The organism is Paraburkholderia sp. CNPSo 3274 (assembly GCF_024206475.1).
Taxonomy (GTDB): Bacteria; Pseudomonadota; Gammaproteobacteria; order Burkholderiales; family Burkholderiaceae; genus Paraburkholderia.
The window spans coordinates 1-19,754 of the sequence record NZ_JAMBPR010000003.1 but is presented as its reverse complement, the minus strand read 5'-3'; the positions used below and the strand labels follow the sequence as shown (position 1 = coordinate 19,754).

Genomic DNA, 19,754 nt, shown 5'->3' with positions numbered 1-19,754 from the left:
CTGAAAGAGGCGAGGTCCGCGTGGGCGATCAGAGACCGCTTACCGTCTTGAGCGTCACCCACTGGCCGTTCTTCACCTGATAGACCGTGGACGAACCGTTCTTGAGCGAGCCGTTCGCGTTGTACTCGATATGGCCGGTAATGCCGTCGAAGGCGATGCTTTGCATCTTCGCGCGATAGTCGTCGGGCTTGGTCGAATTGGCGGCCTGCATCGCCTTGATGGCGGCCCACGCCGCGTCGTAGCCGAACGGCGCGTACGAGAGCACGTCCACGCCGTACTTCTGCTTGAAGCGGTCGGCGAACTTCGCGCCGACCGGCGTGCTGTCGAGCGGCCGGCCGTACTCCCACGCCATGGCGCCTTCGGAAACGTCGCCCGCGAGCTTGACGAAGTCCACATCCTTCACGCCGCCGCCGCCCACGTACTGCGCCTTGATGCCGAGTTGGGCCATCTGCTTCATGATGCCGGCCGCCTGCGGATTGAGGGCGCCCACGAAAATCAGATCGGGATTCTTGCTCTTGATGTTCGTGAGTTGGGTCTTGAAGTCCGTCGCCTGGTTCGTCGTGTACTCGCGGTCGACGATCTCGCCGCCGTGCGCCTTGACGGCCTTCACGAATTCGTCGGCTTCGCCCTGGCCGAACGCCGTGCGGTCGTCGATGACGGCGATGCGCCTGGCCTTCGTCGTCGTGACCGCGTAGGCGCCCGCAGTGCCCGCGTTTTGCGCGTCGCTCGAGATCACCATGAAGATGTTCTTGAAGCCGCGGCCGCTGATGACCGGGTTCGTGGCGGCCGGATCGATGTCGGGCAGGCCCGCCTTTTCGTACAGCTCGGAAGCGGGAATGGTCGTGCCCGAGTTGAAGTGGCCGACGACGACCGAAACGCCTTCGTCCACGAGTTTTTGCGCGACCTGCACGCCCACGCGCGGGTCGGCCTGATCGTCTTCGGCGACGAGTTCGAACGAGACGGGCTGACCGTTGATTTTGACGCCTTGCGCCTTGGCGTCGTCGAGGGCCATTTTGACGCCGTCTTCCAGGTCTTTGCCGTAATTGGCGTTCGGTCCGGTGAGCGGCGCGGCAAAACCGATTTTAACGACGGTATCCGCGCGCGAGGCGAGCGGTGCAACGGCAAGAAGTGCTCCAACGGCAACTGCGATAGGGGTAAGAGTCTTCGCAAAACGCATGTTGTTTCCTTTGTCGGCAAGCATGGGTTCACTGCTGTGGCGTGCATACCGGCCGGGCTCGCCCGAGTTGCCCGCTTCGCGCGGTCGGGGCGGCGGCCGGTTCACGACTCTCTTGTTCGCGTCGACTGCGTGTTGGGCTCCTCCAGAATAGGCGTGGTATCGATCGAACCGCTCCGCATGAACAACGCCGGGGCGAAACACTGAGAGCGACTATAGGAAGCCAATATCGCTTCGTCTTGGCCATTCACGACGGTTTCCATGCGCATTTCTGCACAGCCGGCTAAATCGAGGCAATCAGGACAAACACGCCTGCCGGCGCGAAATAAGGCGTAATAGAAATGTAATTGTCATGCGCGCCGGCTCCGGTAAAGTCCCGCCATCACGCGCAATGCAGCACAACAATGACATCACGCCTGTCACGACGAGCATTCATCAAACTGACGATCGCGGTCGGCACGACCGTGGCGACCATCAAAACTAGCCCTGCAGCCTTAGCGAACTCGGCGCCTTGCCGGCTGACGCCCGAGCAGGAAGTCGGCCCTTATTGGATCGACGGCGATTTCGTGCGCAGGGACGTCCGGGAGGGCAGGCCGGGCGTCCCGTTGACGCTCGATGTCGTGCTCACCGACGCGAGAACGTGCGCGCCACTCATTGGCGCCGCGGTCGACATATGGCAGTGCGATGCGATGGGAGCCTATTCGGGCTACACGAAGATGGCGCTCCCGCCCCCGCCCGATTTCGGTCCGAAGGCGCCTGGCCGCCCGCCCGCGGGCTGGCACCCCGGTCCGCCGCCCACGCCGCGGCCCAGCGACCATGAGACCTTCCTGCGCGGCGTTCAGCACACCGATCGTGCGGGCATCGTCACGTTCGAGACCATCGTGCCGGGCAACTATCCCGGGCGCACCAACCACATTCATTTCAAGGTCCGCACGGCAAGCGCGTTGCAACCGGAGCGCACGCATGTTTCGCACGTCGGCCAGGTCTTCTTTCCGGAATCGTTGATGGTGACGTTGATGCAACTCGATCCGTATCGGGGCCACGCGATCCAGCGCACCACACAGAGCGACGACCCGGTATTCGTCGATCAGTCCGGCTCGACGATGATCGCAAGCGCGAGTCCGTTCGCCCTCGATGGCCGCGCAAATGGCTTGCGTGCACGCGTGAACGCGGTGGTCGATCCCGATGCGCAGCCGCAGCCTGTCGAACCGCTTCCGGGGCCTCCTGCGCGCTGACTCCGACCGCACCGAGAGCAGCGTCCGCTTGCGAGTAGGTCTGACGAGATCAGACGCTCGCAACGACACGGTTGCGTTCTGTATCGCAGTGTATCTGCCTGCCGCACGGATACGTGTAATCACAAAAGCCCCCCTTCCTCGACACATTCGGGATACGTCTGCGCGCTCAAATGCGCCCATTGCGCGGGCCAGTCCACGCGCTCTCGCAGGCATCGCAGGCAAGTAACGGCAGCGCATGCCCCAACTTCCTGATTGTCGATGTTGCATATGCAACGTCAAAAAGCGCGGTCTGTGCCCGTACCCACCGATGGAGACCTACCTTGAAAGTCATATCGAAGATTGCCACTGCCAGCGCTGTATTGGCAGCGCTGACATTACCCGTTTCGTCGAGTTACGCGCAGGCGCTGTCCAGTGTCGGCGCGGGTGCGACGACCCTGCATAAGTCGACTCCGGCGAAGAATGCGAGCGTATCCGATGCGGCGCTGGTGAAGTCGTTGCCCGGCTTCAGAAACGGCTACGCCGAGGTCGACGGGGTACGCCTGCACTACGTCGTGGGCGGCAAAGGTGCGCCGCTGATCCTGCTGCCGGGCTGGCCGGAAACCTGGTGGACGTTCCACAAAATCATGCCGTCTCTGGCCGAACAGCACACCGTCATCGCCGTGGACTTGCGCGGTATGGGTTCATCTTCGAGACCTGTCGACGGGTACGACAAGAAGACCATGGCCCGGGATATCTACGAGCTGGTTCAATCATTGGGCTATGACAAAGCCAGCGTCGCGGGACATGACATCGGCTCGGCGGTGGCATTCGCGTATGCCGAGAACTACCCGCAGGCCATCGACAAGCTCGTGATGATGGAGTTGCCGCATCCGGACGACAGCCTGATGTCGTTCCCGCTGCTGCCGGCGCAAGGCGCCTTCAGCGACAAGCTGGGCACGGCGCGCCCGTACCTGTGGTGGTTCGCGTTCAACCAGGTGCAGGGGTTGCCGGAAAAGCTTCTGGCCGGCCGTATCCGGGTGGAGCAGGACTGGCTCTTCAACTACTTCCTCCTGGACGCGGGCTCGATAGACGCGCGCGACCGCGCCGTGTACGAGCAGGCATACAACACGGCTGACGCGATCCGTGCAAGCAATGCGTGGTATCAGGCCTTCCCGCAGGATGTGATCGACAACAAGGAATACGGCACCTTGCAGATGCCGGTTCTTGCATTGGGTGGTCCGGCTTACGGATGGATGAAGAAAGTCGTTGCGCAAAAGACGGCGAATCTGACTGCTCTGAAGGTGGAGAACAGTGGCCACTTCATCCAGGAAGAGCAGCCCGAATTCGTTGCGAGAACAATGATCGATTTCCTGCAGGGCGATCAACAGAGCGCACCGAAAAGCTGATCTGGGCGGCTGCGCTGCCCCGCGGCCATCGCAATCCAAAGCGCGTCAAATCACGCTGCCATCAATCGAGGACCTGGCTTTATCGCCAGTGGGAACACTTATGTCGGACGATATTCTTCTCCCTTCGCCGTCTCGCCGCCGCTTTGTTAGCGTGGCCGCGGCTGCCGTTGCTGTCGGCTCGCTGAGTCAGCTGGCTTTCGCGCAACAAAGTCAATCCATCACTGACGCAGCCGCGGCACCTGGCGGCGACAAGACCGCTATCCGTGAGCTTCGCATCCAGGTGCCGGAGTCGCAGTTGACCGACTTGCGGCGACGCATCAAGGCGACGAGATGGCCGGACCGCGAAACGGTCGCGGACGATTCGCAAGGCGTGCCGCTTGCGATGATTCAGGAAGTCGCGCGTCACTGGTCGACCGATTACGACTGGCGCAAGGTGGAAGCGAGACTGAACGCGTTGCCGAATTTCGTGACGGAAATCGACGGGGTGGACATTCATTTCATCCACGTCCGCTCGAAACATGCGAACGCGATGCCGCTCGTGGTCACGCACGGATGGCCAGGCTCGGTCATCGAGCAGCTCAAGATCATCGATCCGCTGGTTAATCCGACCGCGTATGGCGCGAGCGCATCGGACGCCTTCCATCTGGTGATTCCGTCCTTGCCTGGTTATGGATTCTCCGGCAAACCCAAAGAGACCGGATGGGGACCGGAGCGTACGGCGCGCGCCTGGGTCGTGCTGATGAAGCGCCTGGGTTATGCGAAGTTTGCCGCGCAAGGCGGCGATCTCGGCGGCATCGTGGCGAACGTGATGGCAAAGCAGGCGCCGCCTGAGTTGATCGGTATTCACGTCAACTTTCCCGCGACGGTTCCGCCTGAAATAGCAAAGGCGCTTTTGGCCGGCGATCCGGCGCCCGCCAGTCTCTCGGCTGACGAAAGGCTCGCTTACGGCCAACTGAGCACCTTGTCGAAGCGACGCGCCTACGCCCTTGAGCAGGGCACGCGTCCGCAAACGCTCTCTGGACTGGCGGACTCACCCATCGCGCTGGCGAGCTGGCTGCTCGATCACCCGGACGGCTATGCGCAGCCGGCGGCGGCGCTCACATCGGCGGTGTACGGGCGCACGATCAACGGACACTCCTCGGGTGACCTGACATTGAACGACGTCCTCGACGACATCACGCTCTACTGGCTCACGAACACGGGGGTTTCAGCAGCGCGCTTCTATTGGGAGTCGCACTTCAACTTTTACGCTGCCGCTGACGTTTCCGTCCCGGCCGCCATCAGCGCCTTTCCCGGCGAGAGCCATCAGGCCCCGCGCAGCTGGGCGGAGCGGGCGTATCACAACCTCATCTATTACAACAGGCCCGACAAAGGCGGTCACTTTGCGGCGTGGGAACAGCCAATCCTGTTCGCGCGAGAGGTTCGCGCGGGCTTGAGGCCGCTGCGCACGTAACTGACCTGAAGGAGGCTTCGGTCTCCTCTTTTCGGGCTCCTGAACGGCGCGAAGCGCATAGCACGAAGCTCCACGCCGTCCCAGGTAGAGACGGCATGCTCTCCGTCGCCCGATCTGGTCAGACGAAAGGGCTTACGACCCGCCAAAGAACACGGGCCTCATCCCACTCGGGCTGGCCGGACGGCCCATCTGCGACGAGCCGTTCATTGCAGGGCCGTAGCCGCTACTTTGTCCTGCGGCAGATGCGTCGGTGGCCTGCATATTGGCAGGAAAGTCGACAGTATTCGCATTGGCCGGATTGAAGCCGGCTTGCTGAAGCTGAACGATTTCGGCCTGCACTTGCGCGCGCGTCAGCCCCCCGTCCGACTGCGCCAACGATGCAATTGGCACAGCAATGACGGCGACCGCGCAAACTGTGTGGACTAGCGTCTTCATAGTGGCCCACCTCCGGGGTGAGTTAGACCGGCTGACTCGTGCTGCAAACGGCCCGTTCATCCGAACCCTGGTTCGACCCCTTGCCAGACTTTGCAGCGCTCAAACGTTATCGTTGTCGTCTATTTCGATCGTATGCGTGAGTGGTCGTTTTGACCTCCATCATTTGATGGAGACTCAAAAAGCTGCGGCGTATCGATGCCCAGGGGGTTACCGCCGAGGCCTGCGCAACTGAGCCGCGAGACTGGCCAGGATGGCCAGTGTTCCCACCGTTTCCAACAAGGCGCAAAGCATGGTGTCCTCACTGATTAGCGATGCAGCAGCATGGGCGCGTAGGTTTTCACGAAGAACACCAGCGTGATGCAGGAGGTGACTAGCAGCGTGATGGCGCGGATGATTCGCGGCGGCGCCCGGCACCCGATCCGGGCGCCACTGTATCCCCCGATGATTGCGCCCACGAGCATGACCAGCGTCTCGGGCCAGTGCACCGCGTTGGCCACGATGAAGGCAAGTACCGCCACCATATTTGCCGCACTGACCAGCAGCGTACGCGGTGCGTTGAGATGCTTCAGGTCGGAGTTGTCGAGCAGTCCCCATATCGCAATCATCATGATCCCGACCGCGCCGCCAAAGTAGCCACCATAGACGCCGAGCATGAACTGAACAGCCAGTACCGCGTTCGCGTGAATGTGCCAGCGTGCGCGCAACGCCTCGCCGATGCGCCGCCCGAACGCGAGCGCGATGGAAGCGACCAGAAGCAGCCATGGCAACACGAACGTGAACGCTGCTGGTGACGTCCACAGCAACAGCAGCGCGCCGGCAAAGCCGCCGCAGAGCGTCGTAGCCAGCAGCGCGCGAAGCGACACGGCGCCCACCGGTCGCAGTCCATCGCGATATGCCCACGCGCTGGCCAGGCCGCCCGGGAACAGCGCGACCGTGCTGGACGTGTTCGCCTGAACCGGAGGCACACCCGCAGCGATCAGCGCCGGCAAACTGACGAATGAGCCGCCCCCAGCCAGCGCGTTCATCGCTCCAGCCGCCATTCCTGCGGAAAAAACCAAAGCCATCGTGTTCATGGAAGCGATATTAGTCGTCACGTCGTGCTCTCACAATCTGGCATTTCCGGTGCTAGACTTCGGAAACTCCGAAGAGATGACAACTAGCTATGCGCTTCGACTTGACGGACATGCGCCTGTTCCTGAGCGTGGTGGAATGCGGGAGCCTGACGCAAGGTGCTCGCACGATGCATCTGGCGCTCGCGTCGGTGAGTGAACGCATTGCCAGCATGGAGGCGGCATTGGGCGCACCGTTACTGGAACGCAACCGTCGTGGCGTGCGTACTACCGCTGCGGGAGACGCCCTGGTCCGCCATGCCCGTTCGATCCTGGGCCAGGTCGAAATGATGCGTGGCGAACTGCGAACCTACGCAACGGGCTTGAAAGGCCGCGTCAGGTTGCTATCGAACACCGCCGCTATGGCGGCGTTCCTGCCGCCGCAGCTTTGCCGATTTCTGGCAGCGCATCGCGACCTGTCGATCGACCTGGAGGAGCGGCCCAGTGCGGACATCGTCCAGACGCTCGCGGACAGGCGCGCAGATCTGGGCGTCGTCGCGGACATAACGGACCTCGGCACGCTGCAGACGCACCTGATCGCCAGTGACCAGCTCGTCGTGGTCGCCAGCCGTTCACATCGCTTCGCCCAGCAACCGGACGTAGCCTTTGCCGATATGCTCGGTGAGCCAATCGTAGGCGTGGCAGACACGGCGCTCGAAACACATCTCGCGGAGCGTGCATCGCGTCTGGGACGCCAGCTCGACTACCGCATTCAGTTGCGCAACATCGAACATGTGGCCATGCATGTCGAAGCAGGGATCGGCATTTCGATCCTTTCCGATGGGCTAGCCAGAAAACTGCGCAGTGACGTGGTCGTGGTGCCGCTGTCGGAGGCGTGGGCTATGCGGCGGCTCTATCTCTGTGCGCGCGACTTCGCCGCCCTGACTCCGCACGCGGGCCTGCTCGCGCAGCAACTGCGGCAGTGCACGCCATAGATCTACATCGTCGTTGGATGACCGGCTGCTGGAGACAGCGAAACCGGAGCTCATCAAGGCAAACTTTCCAACGCGCGTGCCGTTACAGCCGTCGTCAAAGATCGATTCGCGCAGGATCTTCGACCAGCGGGGGGCGCCAAGTCGCTCCTCGGCGAGGGCGACATGCTATTCCTGCCTTCCGGCACCCACGATCCGCAGCGCGTTCGTCGCGCAGATGGATGCTGCGGGACGGGTGTCGTCGATGGTGATCCCGGTGGTCGGCTGAATAAAGGGAACTGTCGCGGGAATATCAGGGGGAACGGCGAAGCCGCACCCTCGCGCAAACGAAAGGGCGGCCCCGCCAAAGGCCTGGCTTACTGACCCGGTTCTTTGATGCTCAGTGCGTTCTTGACCGAGGTCACGCCGGCAACGCCCTGAGCGACTTGAGTGGCCTTGTCGATCTGCGAGGAATCCGGAACGGTGCCTTCCAGCGTCACCGCGCCGCCGCGAGCGCGAACCAAAATGTTTTCCACTTTGATGTCCTTTGCGTGATCCAGCGCGGCACGCACTTTCTTTTCCAATGCGTGGTTGGCCTGCTTCGATGATTGCGAAGTGGCCGGCGCCGTGCCCGTATCGTTCCCCTGCGCCCATGCGCTGACCGAAACGGCGACGATCAATGCGCCGCCGGCCAGCTTGATTGCCTGAATAGCCTTCATTCACTTTCTCCTTTTTCAGAGTTGCGACGAATCCGAACGGTGGTCTCACAGGTACACAAACGGAGCGTTGGACAAACTATGACTACTCGTACTCAGTGCAAGAGTGCTAAGGGCATTATGGTGTGGGACCGATTTCACCAAACCTGCATTGCAACACAACCGCCGCGCCGGCCCGCAGGAGGCGACGCGTTTCCAATTTTACGTTGTCGCCGCCCAAACGCAGAGTGGGGCAAGTGCAATTCTGGCGCCTACTGTACAGGAAATGGCGGAATCCGCCGAGGCCGCGCAAGCTTGTCGACGGCTAACCTTTCCACGTAACAAACGTCACGTGTACGCCCGAACGCCGCCTGTCCACCGAAGAGCAGCCGAGCAGCAGTTCAGGATCAACTACGGCCGACCGCTTCGGGCAGGATGTGGCCATTGAAGGGTAATAGGTCTTCGGGGGGGCATCAATGAGCTCGATTCAATCGGGATCGATACCTTGCCGCAGGGGCTGACCATCGACCTGGCCCGCATGCCGGTCTGCTTGCCCCTCGCATCCAGATACTGCTTCTGGATGCGAAGGTATCCTTATAGAAGTCGACCCACCTATCGAGGTTCTCTGGCCTCACGATATTCGAAGTGTGATCGATTACTTCGATCGCAGCCCCGACAACCGACTTAGATTGGCTCGACCGACACGGAAGGGAAATCCCCGACATGAAGCAGTCGTAACGTTCCGCATACGACCGTCCGACGGACCTGAAGCTGGTCAAGATGCTGCTGCGAGACGGCAGGGCGCCCTACAAGTCGCTTGCAGCCGAGGTGGGGCTCACGGCCCAGGCATGTTCGCGAGACACCAAACGTCGTCGAGACACTACGGGTAACCGGGTCCGACAGCTACAACCTTCAGGTGCTGGCCCGGTCAAGCGTGGAATGCGCGCTCAGGTAAACGCAACCTCTGCAAGGAACGTTGCGAAGTAGTCGTCGTCCAGCCATCCAGAAACATGCGTTGACGCCTCGATGCGCTGGATTTCTTTCTGCCCTTTATCAGTCAGGATAGCAATCTGGAGTGTCGGGAGAAACTTCGTACTGGGCGGAGGTTTCTGGTCAATGGTCTGGATCAGACCCTGCGAGCGAAGCAACGTGAAAATTGCCGGTCGCTTGTGCCACGGTATTTGTCGATACAAAGCAAGTCGAAGAGCTTCAAGTACAGCGCCATTGTTGACTTCCATGAGCATCCTTCTAGTGTTCGACTGAAACGACGTCCTGCTGGCTCTGAGCAACCACGGTAGCACATGAAACGGTTTTGTACGATGACACACAGGAAACCTTTCGTCTCCAGCGATGAAAGGGTCTGTAAGGATGGGAAGGCGTCGGTTCGCTTTGTATCAAGTACACAACCGGTGTGACCCGCTTCGTCGCCGCCGGCGCAGGTGCAGATGGGACCATGCCGCGTCGGACCGGGCCGCCCGCACGACGCCTCCCAATTCACCGCTCATATGGTGCCCGAGAGTGCGACGGGTGCGCGATCTACGCGCTCTTGTCCACTGTGATCGTTCCGGGTACGCCGTTCTTATCAATCCACCGCGGTGGAGCAGGACCATCGAGCGATCAAACGCGTCGTACGACCAATGCCGGGATTGAAGAATTTTCGTTGCGCCCGCATCATTTTAGGCGGTATCGAACTCACGCACGTAATAGCGAAAGGGCAGATGCAGAGTGACGGTGGACGGCATAGTTCAGTCGCCGAACGATTTCAGTGGCGATCAACGCCGATCTTTTTGACCCTTGATCTGCGCGGCGCAGTCAGGCGGTAACCGCTAGAATTGCGGTTTTAGACCGGAATACGCCAATGTCTTTTGCCTTGCTTGGCCTGATCGATCCCTTGCTGCGTAATCTGCAGGGCCTCAATTACCAGACACCTACGCCGGTGCAGGCCAAGGCGATTCCTGCTGTGCTCAATGGCAAGGACGTCATGGCCGCGGCACAAACCGGCACTGGCAAAACGGCGGGTTTTGCGCTGCCGCTGTTGCAACGGCTGGTGCAACACGGCCCTGCGGTGGCCAGCAACCGCGCGCGTGTGCTGGTGCTGGTGCCCACGCGTGAACTGGCTGAACAAGTGCTGCAAAGCTTTATCGATTACGGTAAAGGCCTCGATTTACAATTCCTGGCCGCTTACGGCGGTGTGAGTATCAACCCGCAGATGATGAAGTTGCGCAAAGGCGTGGATGTGCTCGTTGCCACGCCGGGCCGTTTGCTAGATCTCAATCGCCAGAACGCAGTGCAGTTTGATCAAGTACAAACGCTGGTGCTGGATGAAGCCGACCGCATGCTGGATCTGGGCTTTGCGCGCGAACTCAACGCCGTCTTTGCTGCCTTGCCCGCTCAGCGCCAGACCCTGCTGTTCTCTGCCACGTTTACCGATGATATCCGCGCCATGGCGGCGAGCATTCTGCGCGGCCCGGTCAATATCAGCGTCAGCCCGCCCAACGCCACGGCCAGCAAGATCAAGCAGTGGGTGGTGCCGGTGGATAAAAGGAACAAGCCTGAGCTTTTCATGCACCTTGTGGCTGAGAACAACTGGCAGCACGCGCTGGTGTTCGTCAAAACCCGCAAGGGTGTAGATTACCTGGCGGCCATGCTGGATGAAGCGGGCTATGCGATCGACACTATCCACGGCGACAAACCGCAACCCGCCCGCCTGCGCGCGCTGGAGCGCTTCAAGGCGGGCGAAGTCCAAATGCTGGTAGCCACCGATGTGGCTGCGCGCGGGCTGGATATCGACGACCTGCCGCTGGTGATCAACGTTGATCTGCCGATCGTGGCGCACGACTATGTGCACCGTATTGGCCGTACTGGCCGCGCGGGCGCCAGCGGCGTCGCGGTGTCCCTTGTGTGTGCCGATGAAGCACCGCAACTGGCTGCGATCGAAGCGCTGATCCGGCAAACGCTGCCCCGTGAAGAAGAGCCCGGTTTTGAAGCCGAACACCGCGTGCCGCAAACCAGCGCGACGGGCCAGATCATCAAGAAACCCAAAAAGCCCAAGAAGCCCAAAGTGCCGCAAGCTGCGCCGGGCGCCCTGCAGGTGCTCAGCAAAAAACCGCGCCCGCAAAGTGGCGAAACCAAACGCAAGCCTGCGGCGCAGCGCGCTGTGGCCGCGGGTAAAGGCACAAGCTTGTCCAGCGGTAACTCATTCAGCGCGCAAAAGCCACGCAGCAAACCCGCTAGCAAGCCAGCTGCGGGTTCACGTAAACCGGCTGGCAAACCCGCTGGTGGCCGCGGCAAACGCCAACCCTGATCCGTGGGGATGAGTAACGCCGGCCTTGTTCGGCTCACGGACGCTTGGCGGCGCAATCATCGCGATGCAGTTAACCGAGAAGTCTCGATGCCGTCGCGACGATTTCCTCGACGAACACTTTGACCATTGGATGGTTGCGCTCGCCGCGTCGATAAGCGACGTAGATTTTGCGGTGAACCTCTGGCCTCAGCTTCACCCAAGCCACGCCGCGCGGCGAGCGTAGCCTCCTGAGTCCGGGGACGATTGACACCGAGCAGCCGGAGGCCACCATCGCTTCGATCATCTCGGATCCACGGCATATGGCGTTGGTCCGAGGCTCGTACCCGGCGCGGCGGCACAAATCGACGACGAAGCTGCCGAAGGGGCCGCCCTTCGATTCGATTGCCCAGGTTTCGTGCCTGAGATCGGCCAGGCTAAGTGACGGTTTATTGCTTAGCGGATGGTCAGTCGAGACTGTGACGTACCACACATCCTCGGCCAGCGGCACTATCGCAACATTCTCCCGAATATCGGCCGCCACGATTGAGAGATCATCGATCAAGGCGATGTCCGTTCTCCAGGACCGCAGTGCCGCGACCCCGTCAACCGCTTCCAATTCTTCAATTGCGATCTCAAGGCGCGGATACGCGTGCTGCAGCGCCTTGACCGTGTCGGGGAGTACAACCGATGCGATCGACGGAAACGCGGCGACCCGCAGCTCGCCGGCGATCTCACGCCGAAGCTCTGCCATTTCCGAGCGAGCCTCGTCCAGCACAACCAGCACCCGCTCGGTGTAGCCCACCAGCGCGTGACCGGCGGGAGTCAGTCTGACCCCGCGGCCGATGCGCTCAGTAAGCGTAACGCCGGCCTCCTCTTCCAGTTGTGCGATCTGCTGTGACACGGCTGACGGCGTGAGGAACAGGGCCTCGGCGGCGGCGGACATCGTGCCACACCGCGCCAGCTCCAGGAGCGCCCGCAGGCGACCGATTTCCACGGTGCCTCCCTCCGGAAAAACGGGTTAATTCAACAAAATAGCTAATGTATTGCATAAGAAACGATAAGTATACGTAAGCATATTTGCCGCCTACGATTGAATCGTCGAACAGCGCCAGAGAACAACCGCGAGACCCATACGTAGCGCCACGTCCGGCCATCTGCATCACTGGTAAGCAACCTCCTGGAGTTTATTATGTTTGCATTCCTTCTCACACGGATTGGACGCTGGTTCGATCGCGCCGAACAACGCCGCAACGATGAGTACCTTGCGGGCGCGCGCGACCTTGCCGAGCTCGAACGCCGCGAGCGCTCGCTGGAAAGCTCCTGCTGACTGCGGTAATGGCCGACGGCATCGGGCGGCAAACGGCCACGGCGCGATGCTTGATGTGTGGCGTGAACGTCCGCAGGCTTATGTGAAAGGGGCGTTCGTCACGCACGAGTGCCGACAGGCATCAGCAGCGAGACGCAATGCTCAAAAGCTAACCGAGCGTGGAAAGGGGTACCATAAGGAAGCCTCTGAACGCCAGGCTCATCCGTGCCTGAGCGCGTAACACCTCGCTGGCTTGGGGGTCCCGCCATGATCCTGTATCACACCACTGCCGATTCGCCGGTCATCGAAATATCTGTCGAAGGCAAAATCACCGACCACGAACTGCGCGAAGCCATCGAGCGCATGCGTGGTGATCTTGAACTGAACGGTAAGACCCGTGTGCTCGAACGCATTGAGCATTTCAGCGGTATCGAGCCGAAGGCGCTGTGGACCGACATGACGCTCGGCGTCTCCGTCGCCCGCAAGGTCAAGCGCGCCGCGGTGGTGGCCGACGCGGGCTGGATTCACGCCACGATGCATTTGGCGCGATTCTTTACAAAGGCTGAAATCAAGGCGTTCCACGTCAACGAACTCGAACAGGCCCGAGCCTGGATCAACGACTGAACGTCCTCTCCAGCCGACCTTGAACGACTGGAGAGGCGTATCACTTCTGCGCGTTTGTTTGTCCACCCGAATGGCCGCTTTCGCGTACCTTCGGTGACCGCTCAGGCTCGGCTCACGCCTTTCGCATAGTTCGCACACCCGAAATCATTGTCCTGCTCGTCCGTCGGGCGCGCTCAACGCGGCCAGTACCTGCGAGAGACGACAGCGAAGCTTACGGCGATCGCACCTGTCGCCGCGCGAGGATGTGTCTCGTGCGTCACGTCGCAGTAGCGAGCACGGCGACTGCGCCCCTTACGCGAATCGGAGTTGCTGACCGAGGTCGTGTCGGTTTCGCTGTCGACCGCCGTTTTGCCGATGGCGTCAGATTCAAGGGCCGTCTGGGGGCGGTCAGTCATCAAGCTTCGAATTGGCATTGCGGATGATTCTCGAGAGGGACACGTTCGTATTGAACTCTTCGCCGATCGATCAGTAAAATGAATGTTCTTACCAGAATGATTACTTTTCCGAATGGAACTGAAATTACTGAGGACGTTTCTGACGGTTACCGAGCTGCGCCATTTCAGTCGCGCGGCGGATGCGCTGCACATGAGCCAGCCGGCACTCAGCAAGCAGATCGGCGCATTGGAGACGAGCCTCGGTGGCAGGCTGTTCGAACGCGGTCGGCACGGTGCGCAGCTCACGCCATTTGGCGAGACCTTCCTGGCCGATGCGCAGGCGCTCGTACGCGACGCGGATGAAATCCTGTTGCGTGCGCGAGAAGCAAGCGGCGGCCGGCATGGCCATCTGCGCCTCGGGATCTGCTTGTCCGTACTGACGATCGTGCCGAGGCTTATCGCTGATTTCCGACAGCAGCATCCTGCTGTCACCGTCACCCTGAGCGACCTCTCTTCTGCAGAGCAAACTCGCCGTCTTCTGGCGGGCAAGCTGGATGCGGGTTTCCTTCGCTTGCCATCCGCGGATGGTCTGTCATCGTTTAAAGTCGTAGACGAGGGACTTGCGCTCGCATTGCCGCCACACCTTCCGTACACACGCCTTCCGGCGGATCTCGACGTGTTCAATGAAATCGGCTTCATCTCGCTGCTGCGCACACGCGGGCCGGGGCTCGCTGCACAGATCGACCGATGGTGCGTCGAACATCGCTTTGTGCCGAACGTGACGCAGCAGGCCGAAGACATCCAGTCGGTCCTTACGTCGGTCGCCGCGGGAGTGGGCATTGCGTTCATTCCTTCTCGCGCACGACACCTGCTGCGGGATGCTACGGTATTGCCGCTTCATGGCAAAAGCGCGAAGTGGCGCGTGGGACTCGCATGGCCTTCCGTTCGGGAAGATCCAGTTACGGCGCGCTTTGTTGCGTTCTTACGCGCCGCAATGAAAGGCGGCTAATGGACGCGTCGCTTTTGTTGCCGCCGTTTCGGCATCCTCTTCTTGCGTATGCGGCTGCAAACGTCACGACGCTTCTGGATAATGCGGGGCGGGATTTCTGCCGTGGCTTCAGAACTTGTGTACCACGCCGACCCCAATGCCGCGCGTGTCGCTGCCGGGAGTGACCGCAAGGCCCGAATACGCGGTGCCGGAGAGCGCCCCCAGGTCGCGCGCGCAACTGGAGCGCGGAATGATCGCGTGCAAACCCGGTCTCAACAGGATTCGCGCGGCATTGCCTGAAAACTGGCAGGCGGCCGATCGGCCTGGAACAAGTCTGGATAGGGAAACAACGACTATGCGCTCGTGCGACCGCCCGGACGCGCTTCGTTGCTCGTCGCCGCATACTACGATGCGCCAGGCGTCAACATGCAGACTCGCGAAACGGTCTTGCGCGAAGCGGGCGCTGCATTCGTTCAATGGGCCACGAGTACGGCATGACGTCCGCCGTCATACGGAATCGAAAATTCGATCTTAGCCACTATTGCCGCGTGAGCATGAGGTTCAGGTTCTGAACCGCAGCGCCGGATGCGCCTTTGCCAAGATTATCGAAAACCGCGGACAGCAGGACGTGCCCGTGTTCCACGTCATGGAATACGCTTAAGTGCATGTCGTTCGTACCGTTCAGCACTTGTGGATCCAGGTGTTTTAAGGCCCTCGATTCGTGCAGCGGCAAGACTCGTACGTGAGTTACCTCGGCATAGTGGCGTGCGAGGCATGCGTGTAACGTGGCGCCATCCACGCCGGGTGCCAGCAGGCGCAACGCCAGCGGCACCGTCAGCACGATGCCCTGGCGGAACGCTCCGTACGCAGGGACGAAAATCGGACGCTGCGCAAGCCGGGCGTGCTGCTGGATTTCCGGCGTGTGCTTGTGCGCGAGTTCCAGGCCGTAGACCTGGTATGAAGGCGCGTTGGCAGCTCCCGGGCCCTCATGTTCCTCCACGCCGGCACGCCCGCGTCCGGAGTAGCCGGATACCGCATGAATGCTGATCGGGTAATTGCCCGGTATGAGCCCGGCCTGCACCAACGGACGCAGCAGGCCAACTGCACCGGTCGGATAGCAACCAGGATTGGTGACCCGACATGCGTTCGCGATTTGCTCAGCCTGCCTCGGCGTCATTTCCGGAAAACCGTAAGTCCAGTCCGGCTGTGTGCGGTGGGCGGAGCTTGCGTCGATCACTCGGACAGCAGGATTGACAATGGCGCCCACAGCCTCGCGCGCGGCGGCATCCGGCAAACAGAGGATGGCGATGTCGCAGGCGTTGATGGCTTCTGCGCGACGCCGCGAATCTTTGCGCTCCGCAGCGGCAAGTGTGAACAGTCTGATGTCGGTCCGGTTGCGCAGCCGCTCGTGGATTTGCAGCCCGGTGGTGCCTTGGTCGCCGTCGATGAAAACTACGGGAGAACTCATACGTGGATGACTCCGCTGACTTTGGGTTGTAACAGGTAAAACGAGCCCCTATGTTGCGCGGACGGCTAGAATAGATAAAGTTGAATTTCATAACGCAAACATTCAGTTTTTCTGAATCTGGACGCCGTCATGCGAGAGATCAGCCTGGACCGCTTGCGCACTCTGGTCGCCGTTACCGACCGTGGTTCATTTGCCGATGCGGCGCGTGCATTGCACCTGGCGCCACCAACGGTCAGCCTCCACATCGCCGAACTCGAAGACCGCATTGGGGCGCCACTCCTGTTACGCAAGCGCGGACATGTGGGGCCGACGTCGATAGGCGAGGTGCTGGTGGAGCGCGCGCGCCAACTGCTGGCCGACGCGGAGCAGGCGTTAGACGATATTCAACGCCAGGTAGAGGGGCTCGAAGGGCGTGCGCGCATCGGCGCGTCCACGGGCGTGATCGCGCACCTGCTGCCGCAAGCGCTCGAGGTCTTGCGCGAGCACCATCCCGCCATCGACATTCAGATTGCAGTGCTGACTTCGCAAGAAACCCTGTCCCGGCTGGTGGATGGAACGCTGGATGTCGGGCTGGTCGCGCTGCCTCAGCCCCCGGTAGCTGGACTCGTGATAAAGCCTTGGCGCCGCGACCCTGTGATGGCCTTTGTGCCGGCGCATTGGCGGTGTCCGGCCCGCGTTACCCCTGAATGGCTCGCCGCCCAACCTCTCATTCTCAATGACGCGACCACGCGTCTCTCGCGTCTGACTGCGGAGTGGTTCGCGACCGGAGGGCACCATCCTGCGCCGCGCATTCAGCTCAACTACAACGACGCGATCAAGAGTCTGGTAGCGGCAGGTTACGGCGCAGCGCTGTTGCCCCATGAGGCCACTACGCCATTACCCGACAGCCGCGTTGTCATGCGTCCGCTGCGCCCAGCGTTGTGGCGACGGCTCGGTATTGCACATCGTACGGGGTATGTTGAGCGTTCCACGCAACACGTACTTGATGTGTTGTGGGATTTGCGATTGGCGTAGGCTGATCTTACCCACGAACCGTGGACACCTTAAATTTGGCGTTGGTCAATGTTTCAAAGGGCAGTGCCGCCAGGAGCGGACATTCGACCGCGCGCCTCGAATCGGCGACAATTCTGGGAAGCAAGTAAGCCGCCCAATCAAACCGCGATGTTCAAGAAGCCGCTCGCTGAAGCAATAAAAGAAGGTTTTGTCGGCAAGCTGCTCCGATCCTAATTACAGCCGGCTGCGCCGCCGTTGTGCAGGTTTGAGTCGGTCCGCATTTAGCCCGACAATTGCCGCACCTGTTACGCTGGAAATTGCACCTGGGGTACTCATGACAAACAAAGTCTTGCTGATTCCTACGCCGACGGCGGCGATACGTGCGTCAGGATTGACGAACATTGATTTCGCCGATGGTTATTCCGGTCAGGCAGATCTAACCTACGTCGACGCCGAACAAGCCGCGCGCGCCGTGTTCGCCGATCCGCCACACATGGTCCGATGTCTAATGGCTTTGCGTAACCGAATCGTGGCGCCGTTCGGACTCAAGGCAAGTATCGACTTTAGCGATCGCGGGCTGGGGAAAATTGACGTGTTTCCGATTATTTCAAGTACGGGAACTGAAGTCGTCGTCGGTGGTAACGACAAGCATCTGGATTTTCGGATCTGGATAAGCATTCAACCGAGTCTGAATGGATCGGAAGTGAAGATTTCAACGTTGGTCAAAATCAACAGTCTCCTGGGACGGCTCTACTTGTTTGTCATCATGCCATTTCATAAGCTCCTGTCTCGCTCGCTGCTGGAACGGGCGGTCAATCGGCGCGACAACGTGTCTCCGGAAGCCATGTAGGTCAAGCGGAAAGCGTAGCCTGGGCTAGCGTCCAGATCTGCTCCGAACAACAAGCGACCGTTTGACTTACCAACTAGCGCTTCAATTCAACGACGAAATCGTAGTAATCGTTGATGCACCAGGTCTTCGTGAGTTCCACCGCCACTTCACCGTGGGTATAGCCCACGCGGCTTACCAGTAGCAAGGGTTCCCCGGCCTCGATTGAGAGTTGTCGCGACAGCTCGGCGGTGGCAATGGCAGCTCGGAAGTGCTGGACCGCGCGAAGCACCGGTTTGCCGATCCGGTCTAGATAGGCATAGAGCGAGTCTCCCATCTCGTTCACGTCGGAAAGCACACCGACAGGGAGCGTCGAGCGGTCCAAGGACACGATTGTCGTATCTGCCTTTCTGAGTCGTGTAAGGGAAAGCACCTCATCGTTAGGCCGCAAACCAAGGGCCACACATTCTTCGTGTGACGGCTCCCGCCGTTGAGTATCGATCACTTCACTCGTCGGTACGAAACCTTTCGGCCGGACCATCTCGCTGAAGTTGCCCAGATTCGAGAGGGGCTGCGCAAACCGGGGTGCGATGAAAGTGCCCTGCCCACGATTGCGCAGGATCGTGCCTTCTTCGTCGAGTACCTGCAGCGCCCGTCGCGCTGTCACGCGGGAAATTCCCAACGTGTCAACGAGCGTCCGTTCGGACGGCAGCGCTTCACCCGCGAGCCACTGCCCCGCCTCGATGGCAGCCGTCAGCTTGCGTGCGAGCTGCATGTACAGGGGCGTCGCGTCGCTCTCATCCAGCGTCAAAAGGCGAATTCGGCGGTCCATCACGCGTTCCCCCGGGTAAACACTATCGAAAACAATACCACTAAGTACACGACTTGGCCTCGTGGATTTCCTTGATAGCCCATATTTTACCTTGACGGAAAGAATTTCATTGCCTAACAATAAAGGTATTGAAGTGGTATTGTGAAAAGGGCGCAATGGAGGAGGCCGTGAAGGATCGGCATTGATGCAGGTGGAACGGGCACGAGGGTCGTTTGTGCAGGCGAAAGTGGAGTGTTTGCGTCAGCCACCGGTGGGCCGGCAGCGCGGTCGCGAGGCATTGACGCAGCGTGGGAAACGATCGATGCAGTTTGCGGCATGGCGTTTTCGTCCGTGGGGCGCACGTTCTCGTGGTCTGACTGCTTCGTGACGATCGGGATGGCCGGTGCACATAACGCGGATTGGCGGCGTCGCTTCTGTGGGGGCTACGTCCTAATGTCGTGTTCTGGCTATTTACAGATGTCGTGTTTTTGAGCGCTGGCAAGCTGGCAGACTGCTGCAACCGCTGCGGGGCCTGCCATGAAGCCGGACACGACGCTGGTGAGTTTGAGCATGCGCGAACTGGACAGACTGAAGGTTATACAGGCCGTCGTTGAGACGGGCCTCAAGCCCGGCCGTGCCGCCGAACGGCTGGGTCTGACAGTACGTCAGATCGAACGGCTGGTG

General features: G+C 60.7%; 19 protein-coding genes and 3 pseudogenes. 14 read left to right on the top strand and 8 right to left on the bottom strand.

Annotated features, from left to right (window positions below):
• Positions 1–28: 28 nt before the first annotated feature.
• Positions 29–1,177 (bottom strand): branched-chain amino acid ABC transporter substrate-binding protein, encoded by a 1,149-nt coding sequence (locus M3I54_RS02380; protein WP_254332737.1) that lies wholly within the window; start codon positions 1,175–1,177, stop codon positions 29–31.
• A 401-nt stretch (positions 1,178–1,578) separates the two neighbouring features.
• Between M3I54_RS02380 and M3I54_RS02375 the strand changes: the two genes are divergently transcribed.
• From M3I54_RS02375 to M3I54_RS02365, 3 genes are all read left to right on the top strand, one after another.
• The gene (locus tag M3I54_RS02375; protein ID WP_254332735.1) at positions 1,579–2,409 is read left to right on the top strand and encodes an intradiol ring-cleavage dioxygenase; all 831 of its coding nucleotides are present in this window, start codon (positions 1,579–1,581) and stop codon (positions 2,407–2,409) included.
• A 170-nt stretch (positions 2,410–2,579) separates the two neighbouring features.
• Positions 2,580–3,794 carry an alpha/beta fold hydrolase gene (locus tag M3I54_RS02370; RefSeq protein WP_254332733.1) on the top strand — a complete coding sequence of 405 codons (1,215 nt, stop codon included), beginning with the start codon at positions 2,580–2,582 and terminating at the stop codon, positions 3,792–3,794.
• 100 nt (positions 3,795–3,894) lie between these two features.
• Complete coding sequence (locus M3I54_RS02365; protein ID WP_254332731.1) at positions 3,895–5,247, top strand: epoxide hydrolase family protein; 1,353 nt, start codon at positions 3,895–3,897, stop codon at positions 5,245–5,247.
• A 132-nt stretch (positions 5,248–5,379) separates the two neighbouring features.
• Here the strand turns inward: M3I54_RS02365 and M3I54_RS02360 are convergent, their stop codons facing one another.
• Both M3I54_RS02360 and M3I54_RS02355 read right to left on the bottom strand, forming a co-directional pair.
• A complete protein-coding gene (locus M3I54_RS02360; RefSeq protein ID WP_254332729.1) occupies positions 5,380–5,682 on the bottom strand; it encodes a DUF4148 domain-containing protein in 303 nt (100 codons plus the stop codon).
• A gap of 305 nt (positions 5,683–5,987) precedes the next feature.
• Positions 5,988–6,755 (bottom strand): sulfite exporter TauE/SafE family protein, encoded by a 768-nt coding sequence (locus tag M3I54_RS02355; protein WP_254333008.1) that lies wholly within the window; start codon positions 6,753–6,755, stop codon positions 5,988–5,990.
• Positions 6,756–6,844: 89 nt separating this feature from the next.
• Here M3I54_RS02355 and M3I54_RS02350 point away from each other — a divergent pair, with 89 nt between their 5' ends.
• Both M3I54_RS02350 and M3I54_RS02345 read left to right on the top strand, forming a co-directional pair.
• Entirely contained in the window at positions 6,845–7,726 is an 882-nt protein-coding gene (locus M3I54_RS02350; RefSeq protein ID WP_254332728.1) for a LysR family transcriptional regulator, read from the top strand.
• A 49-nt stretch (positions 7,727–7,775) separates the two neighbouring features.
• Positions 7,776–7,939, top strand: a pseudogene (locus tag M3I54_RS02345) (cell division protein FtsK); the annotation flags it as partial.
• A 140-nt stretch (positions 7,940–8,079) separates the two neighbouring features.
• Here the strand turns inward: M3I54_RS02345 and M3I54_RS02340 are convergent.
• Positions 8,080–8,421: a BON domain-containing protein gene (locus tag M3I54_RS02340; RefSeq protein WP_254332727.1), complete on the bottom strand. Its 342-nt coding sequence runs from the start codon at positions 8,419–8,421 to the stop codon at positions 8,080–8,082.
• 756 nt (positions 8,422–9,177) lie between these two features.
• On the opposite strand from M3I54_RS02340, the gene M3I54_RS02335 reads away from it, so the two are divergent.
• On the top strand, positions 9,178–9,384 hold the full coding sequence (locus tag M3I54_RS02335; RefSeq protein WP_254332726.1) for an Lrp/AsnC family transcriptional regulator: 207 nt from the start codon (positions 9,178–9,180) through the stop codon (positions 9,382–9,384).
• Here the strand turns inward: M3I54_RS02335 and M3I54_RS02330 are convergent.
• Complete coding sequence (locus tag M3I54_RS02330; protein WP_254332725.1) at positions 9,345–9,635, bottom strand: hypothetical protein; 291 nt, start codon at positions 9,633–9,635, stop codon at positions 9,345–9,347. The two genes, M3I54_RS02335 and M3I54_RS02330, sit on opposite strands and share 40 nt — an antisense overlap.
• A 333-nt stretch (positions 9,636–9,968) precedes the next feature.
• On the opposite strand from M3I54_RS02330, the pseudogene M3I54_RS02325 reads away from it, so the two are divergent.
• Together M3I54_RS02325 and M3I54_RS02320 are read left to right on the top strand one after the other, a co-directional pair.
• Positions 9,969–10,220, top strand: a pseudogene (locus tag M3I54_RS02325) (hypothetical protein); the annotation flags it as partial.
• 35 nt (positions 10,221–10,255) lie between these two features.
• Positions 10,256–11,701, top strand: coding sequence for a DEAD/DEAH box helicase (locus tag M3I54_RS02320; protein WP_254332724.1), 1,446 nt, complete (start codon positions 10,256–10,258; stop codon positions 11,699–11,701).
• A 70-nt stretch (positions 11,702–11,771) separates the two neighbouring features.
• On the opposite strand, the gene M3I54_RS02315 is transcribed toward M3I54_RS02320, so the two are convergent.
• On the bottom strand, positions 11,772–12,674 hold the full coding sequence (locus tag M3I54_RS02315) for a LysR family transcriptional regulator (protein ID WP_254332723.1): 903 nt from the start codon (positions 12,672–12,674) through the stop codon (positions 11,772–11,774).
• Between the two features lie 195 nt (positions 12,675–12,869).
• Between M3I54_RS02315 and M3I54_RS02310 the strand changes: the two genes are divergently transcribed.
• From M3I54_RS02310 to M3I54_RS02300, 3 genes are all read left to right on the top strand, one after another.
• Entirely contained in the window at positions 12,870–13,007 is a 138-nt protein-coding gene (locus tag M3I54_RS02310; RefSeq protein WP_254332720.1) for a DUF3563 domain-containing protein, read from the top strand.
• Positions 13,008–13,253: 246 nt separating this feature from the next.
• The gene (locus M3I54_RS02305) at positions 13,254–13,610 is read left to right on the top strand and encodes an STAS/SEC14 domain-containing protein (RefSeq protein ID WP_254332718.1); all 357 of its coding nucleotides are present in this window, start codon (positions 13,254–13,256) and stop codon (positions 13,608–13,610) included.
• 507 nt (positions 13,611–14,117) lie between these two features.
• Positions 14,118–14,993 carry a LysR family transcriptional regulator gene (locus M3I54_RS02300; protein ID WP_254332716.1) on the top strand — a complete coding sequence of 292 codons (876 nt, stop codon included), beginning with the start codon at positions 14,118–14,120 and terminating at the stop codon, positions 14,991–14,993.
• Between the two features lie 517 nt (positions 14,994–15,510).
• Here M3I54_RS02300 and argC read toward each other — a convergent pair.
• Positions 15,511–16,440, bottom strand: a complete 930-nt coding sequence (gene argC / locus M3I54_RS02295) for an N-acetyl-gamma-glutamyl-phosphate reductase (RefSeq protein WP_254332714.1) — start codon at positions 16,438–16,440, stop codon at positions 15,511–15,513.
• A gap of 129 nt (positions 16,441–16,569) precedes the next feature.
• On the opposite strand from argC, the gene M3I54_RS02290 reads away from it, so the two are divergent.
• Together M3I54_RS02290 and M3I54_RS02285 are read left to right on the top strand one after the other, a co-directional pair.
• Positions 16,570–17,454, top strand: coding sequence for a LysR family transcriptional regulator (locus M3I54_RS02290; protein ID WP_254332712.1), 885 nt, complete (start codon positions 16,570–16,572; stop codon positions 17,452–17,454).
• Between the two features lie 313 nt (positions 17,455–17,767).
• Complete coding sequence (locus M3I54_RS02285; RefSeq protein ID WP_254332711.1) at positions 17,768–18,283, top strand: DUF2867 domain-containing protein; 516 nt, start codon at positions 17,768–17,770, stop codon at positions 18,281–18,283.
• 73 nt (positions 18,284–18,356) lie between these two features.
• On the opposite strand, the gene M3I54_RS02280 is transcribed toward M3I54_RS02285, so the two are convergent.
• Positions 18,357–19,091: a GntR family transcriptional regulator gene (locus M3I54_RS02280; RefSeq protein WP_254332710.1), complete on the bottom strand. Its 735-nt coding sequence runs from the start codon at positions 19,089–19,091 to the stop codon at positions 18,357–18,359.
• 516 nt (positions 19,092–19,607) lie between these two features.
• On the opposite strand from M3I54_RS02280, the pseudogene M3I54_RS02275 reads away from it, so the two are divergent.
• Positions 19,608–19,754: pseudogene (locus tag M3I54_RS02275) on the top strand (helix-turn-helix domain-containing protein); the annotation flags it as partial.

What these genes read in the sequence shown, in the direction of transcription:
- M3I54_RS02380 (WP_254332737.1), bottom strand. Translation starts at nt 1,177, where the DNA reads ATGCGTTTTGCGAAGACTCTTACCCCTATCGCAGTTGCCGTTGGAGCA.
- M3I54_RS02375 (WP_254332735.1), top strand. Translation starts at nt 1,579, where the DNA reads ATGACATCACGCCTGTCACGACGAGCATTCATCAAACTGACGATCGCG.
- M3I54_RS02370 (WP_254332733.1), top strand. Translation starts at nt 2,580, where the DNA reads ATGCGCCCATTGCGCGGGCCAGTCCACGCGCTCTCGCAGGCATCGCAG.
- M3I54_RS02365 (WP_254332731.1), top strand. Translation starts at nt 3,895, where the DNA reads ATGTCGGACGATATTCTTCTCCCTTCGCCGTCTCGCCGCCGCTTTGTT.
- M3I54_RS02360 (WP_254332729.1), bottom strand. Translation starts at nt 5,682, where the DNA reads ATGAAGACGCTAGTCCACACAGTTTGCGCGGTCGCCGTCATTGCTGTG.
- M3I54_RS02355 (WP_254333008.1), bottom strand. Translation starts at nt 6,755, where the DNA reads ATGAACACGATGGCTTTGGTTTTTTCCGCAGGAATGGCGGCTGGAGCG.
- M3I54_RS02350 (WP_254332728.1), top strand. Translation starts at nt 6,845, where the DNA reads ATGCGCTTCGACTTGACGGACATGCGCCTGTTCCTGAGCGTGGTGGAA.
- M3I54_RS02340 (WP_254332727.1), bottom strand. Translation starts at nt 8,421, where the DNA reads ATGAAGGCTATTCAGGCAATCAAGCTGGCCGGCGGCGCATTGATCGTC.
- M3I54_RS02335 (WP_254332726.1), top strand. Translation starts at nt 9,178, where the DNA reads ATGCTGCTGCGAGACGGCAGGGCGCCCTACAAGTCGCTTGCAGCCGAG.
- M3I54_RS02330 (WP_254332725.1), bottom strand. Translation starts at nt 9,635, where the DNA reads ATGGAAGTCAACAATGGCGCTGTACTTGAAGCTCTTCGACTTGCTTTG.
- M3I54_RS02320 (WP_254332724.1), top strand. Translation starts at nt 10,256, where the DNA reads ATGTCTTTTGCCTTGCTTGGCCTGATCGATCCCTTGCTGCGTAATCTG.
- M3I54_RS02310 (WP_254332720.1), top strand. Translation starts at nt 12,870, where the DNA reads ATGTTTGCATTCCTTCTCACACGGATTGGACGCTGGTTCGATCGCGCC.
- M3I54_RS02305 (WP_254332718.1), top strand. Translation starts at nt 13,254, where the DNA reads ATGATCCTGTATCACACCACTGCCGATTCGCCGGTCATCGAAATATCT.
- M3I54_RS02300 (WP_254332716.1), top strand. Translation starts at nt 14,118, where the DNA reads ATGGAACTGAAATTACTGAGGACGTTTCTGACGGTTACCGAGCTGCGC.
- argC (WP_254332714.1), bottom strand. Translation starts at nt 16,440, where the DNA reads ATGAGTTCTCCCGTAGTTTTCATCGACGGCGACCAAGGCACCACCGGG.
- M3I54_RS02290 (WP_254332712.1), top strand. Translation starts at nt 16,570, where the DNA reads ATGCGAGAGATCAGCCTGGACCGCTTGCGCACTCTGGTCGCCGTTACC.
- M3I54_RS02285 (WP_254332711.1), top strand. Translation starts at nt 17,768, where the DNA reads ATGACAAACAAAGTCTTGCTGATTCCTACGCCGACGGCGGCGATACGT.
- M3I54_RS02280 (WP_254332710.1), bottom strand. Translation starts at nt 19,091, where the DNA reads ATGGACCGCCGAATTCGCCTTTTGACGCTGGATGAGAGCGACGCGACG.